Origin of the sequence: Mycobacterium sp. (assembly GCF_040509115.1) — a bacterium.
Taxonomy (GTDB): Bacteria; Actinomycetota; Actinomycetes; order Mycobacteriales; family Mycobacteriaceae; genus Mycobacterium.
In genome coordinates this window covers 1-3,045 of sequence record NZ_JBEVLO010000547.1, presented here as the reverse complement: position 1 = coordinate 3,045, position 3,045 = coordinate 1, and the positions used below count along the sequence as shown (strand labels likewise).

Here is a 3,045-nt window from a genome sequence, read left to right as displayed (position 1 = left end):
CCCCGAGGGGGCGCCTGCATCCAGGTTCGCTTGCGCGGCGGCAAGCGCACGCTCAGCGCGGCGAGCCCGGTCCGGTGTCAACCTGGCTGCATGGGCCAGAAATGACGCCGACGCGGCGACTCCGCCGCGTGCGTACGCACGTTGCGCCGAGCGTTCCAACTCGCCGGCGACGTGTTCATCGGGCAGCGATGCGGCATGGGCCAGGTGCCAGGTGCGGCAGTCCTCTGCCGCGGGATCGTCGACCGCGCCGGCCAACGCGGCATGCACCCGTTGACGTTCATGCACCGCGGCACTGCGGTAGACCGCAGCGCGCATGAGGGGATGACGGAAGTGAATCCGTTTGTCGTTGAACGTGATCAGTTCGGCCTCCTCGGCCTCGAACACTGCCTCACCACCCACGCCGAGGTCCGCAGCTGCCGTCCAAAACCAGTCCGGCCGACCGGCCTGATCAGCGGCCGCTAGCAGCAACAACGTTCTCGTATCCTCGGGGAGCGCGCGGAACCGAACCCCGTACGTGTGCTCGATCCGGTCGGCACGTGACATCAGCCCAACGACCCCGTCCCCGCCCGCCAGCGCCTCCGGCGTCAGTGCGTCGTGCAGTTCCTGGAGCGCCAGCGGATTCCCAGCTGCCTCCAAGATGATCATCTCGCGCATGCGGTCGCTGATACGGCCCGGCACCGAAGCAGCGAGCAGCGCTGCAGCGTCGTCATCGTCGAGCCCGTTGACGAACAGTTCGGGAAGGCCCGACAACTCCCGGTCGGCGCCGCGATCGCGAGCCGCGAAGAGCATGGCGACCGAGTCAACGTGGATGCGCCGCGCAACGATTGCCAGCGCCTGCAGGGACGCCGCGTCTACCCACTGGGCGTCGTCGACTACGCACAATGTGGGACGGACGCGCCCAGCCTCGCCGAGCAGCGTCAACACCGCCAAACCCACTAGCAGCCGGTCCGGTGGATCACCCGTACCGATACCCACGGCGACGCGCAGGGCCCTCTCCTGCGGTTCGGGCAGGCTGGCGAACAAGTCGATCAGTGGCGCGCACAGTTGCTGGACGGCGGCATAGGCCAATTCCATCTCCGACTCGGCACCGCTGATGTGAAGGATGCGGAAGTCCGCGCACTGGGCAGCGGCGTCGAGCAGGAGCGCCGTCTTGCCTATGCCAGCCTCACCGCGGATGGTCAGCACGCCACTGCGGCCCCGCCGCGCTGCGTCGATGAGGTCGGTGATCCGTCGTTGTTGTCTCGCCCGTCCGATCAGCGCGCGGACGCGCATGTCGCTGCTCACCGCATGATCGTTGCAGCCGAGGAATCCGCTTGCAGCAAGCCACCGGTTTTGGGGGGGTCCGTAACCGAGTGCCCGACGTCTTCTACAAAGGACAGCAAAGCGACATCCCGCGCGAGGCTCCCATAGACCGTGGCACGGGAACCCCGTGCCGAGCCCTTCAGAACGCTGGCTACCGGGCATCGACTCGGTCGAGCGGCGGGCCGCAGGCGGCGCTGGGGGCACTGCCCGGTCATGACTGGCCGGTTGTACTGTCCGGTGGCGGATCCGCTCGACGCCGGGCCGTGGCGATGATGAGCTCCACATCGACGCTTCTCGCCTTGCCTGCTTCGATGCCGATCCTCCAGAAGGAGCTTGGAGCAATGACCACTTCTCCAGTCCGAAGCTCGACGAATGGCGCCATAGCTGGCGATCAGAGCGTGCCGACCATCAAGGGTGAGGACGGCGCCACCGTTCTCGGCCCTGACAACGTTGCCGTCGGCGCGCAGAACCCCGGGGCCCCTTCGACCGATTCCGGCAGCATGCCGAATCTGAAGTTCTCGTTCGCCGCCGCCCACAACCGCCTGCTGGAAGGTGGCTGGGCGAGAGAGGTGACGGTTCGGGATCTTCCCGTCGCGACGACGCTGGCGGGCGTGAACATGCGGTTGAAGGCCGGCGCCTATCGGGAGCTGCACTGGCACCGGGAGGCCGAGTGGGCGTTCATGCTCGCCGGCAGCGCCCGCATTGCCGCGATCGATCAGCAGGGTCGCAACTTCATCGACGACGTCGGTCGGGGCGACCTGTGGAACTTCCGGTCCGGTTTCCCACACTCGATCCAAGCCCTGGAAGACTGCGAATTCCTGCTGGTGTTCGACGACGGAAACTTCTCCGAGAACGAGACTTTTCTGGTCACCGACTGGTTTGCGCATACGCCAAAGCATGTGCTGGCCAATAACTTCGCAGTTGCACAATCGGCATTCGACAACATTCCCACCGCCGGGGAGATCGAGCGCAGCCGCTACATCTTCCCCGGCGAGGTACCGGGCGCCCTGGTCACCGACATCGAATCGGTGCGATCGCCGGCCGGCACCGCCGAGCGCATGACTCATCGGATGCTGGCCCAGGATCCGATCGAAGTCCCCGGCGGCAGCGTCCGCATCACCGACTCCAAGAACTTTCCGTCGGCCTCGACGATCGCCGCCGCGTGGGTGGAACTTCAACCTGGTGCCCTGCGCGAGATGCATTGGCATCCCAACAACGACGAATGGCAGTACTGGCTGTCAGGGCATGCCCGCATGACCGTCTTCGGGTCCAGCGGAAAGGCCAGAACCTACGACTTCTACCCTGGCGACGTCGGTTACGTTCCCCGCGCCATGGGCCACTACTTTGAGTGCGTGGGCGATGAACCGGTGCAGATGCTGGAACTGTTCCGCAGCGATCGCTTCGAGGATTTCTCGGCCAACCAATGGCTCGGACTAACCCCGCAAGCGGTAGTGGCGGCCACGTTGAACCTGGACCAGGCCACCCTCGACGCCCTACGCAAGGACAAGCCCCTGCTGATGCCAGGGCAAGGATAGGGAGTGGGAAATGTGCACCCCCGCGCGGGTCGCGTTGGGCTACCCAGCCGACGGTCTGATGAAGGTCCGGCACGGGAGTATCAATGACGTCACCATCGCCGACTCCGAGCGGCTGTTCCACTGGGACAGCGATCAATCCCGCCCGAACGACCATCCCGACCTGAGCGACCAGGGCCTGTGAACGCGCTGACGATGAGGGCGGTCGGCG

Annotated in this window: 3 protein-coding genes; 2 read left to right on the top strand and 1 reads right to left on the bottom strand. The window is 66.0% G+C overall.

From position 1 onward, the window contains the following. Window positions 1-1,284: AAA family ATPase (locus tag ABW137_RS36525; RefSeq protein WP_526407971.1), on the bottom strand; the 1,284-nt coding region annotated here is incomplete at its 3' end. A 359-nt stretch (window positions 1,285-1,643) separates the two neighbouring features. Between ABW137_RS36525 and ABW137_RS36520 the strand changes: the two genes are divergently transcribed. Then, window positions 1,644-2,837, top strand: coding sequence for a cupin domain-containing protein (locus tag ABW137_RS36520; protein WP_526407969.1), 1,194 nt, complete (start codon window positions 1,644-1,646; stop codon window positions 2,835-2,837). A 10-nt stretch (window positions 2,838-2,847) separates the two neighbouring features. Then, window positions 2,848-3,018 carry a hypothetical protein gene (locus ABW137_RS36515; protein ID WP_526407967.1) on the top strand — a complete coding sequence of 57 codons (171 nt, stop codon included), beginning with the start codon at window positions 2,848-2,850 and terminating at the stop codon, window positions 3,016-3,018. Window positions 3,019-3,045 lie beyond the last annotated feature (27 nt).

Bases quoted from the DNA above. Each gene is read 5' to 3' on its own strand.
- ABW137_RS36520 (WP_526407969.1), top strand. From the start codon at position 1,644: ATGACCACTTCTCCAGTCCGAAGCTCGACGAATGGCGCCATAGCTGGC.
- ABW137_RS36515 (WP_526407967.1), top strand. From the start codon at position 2,848: ATGTGCACCCCCGCGCGGGTCGCGTTGGGCTACCCAGCCGACGGTCTG.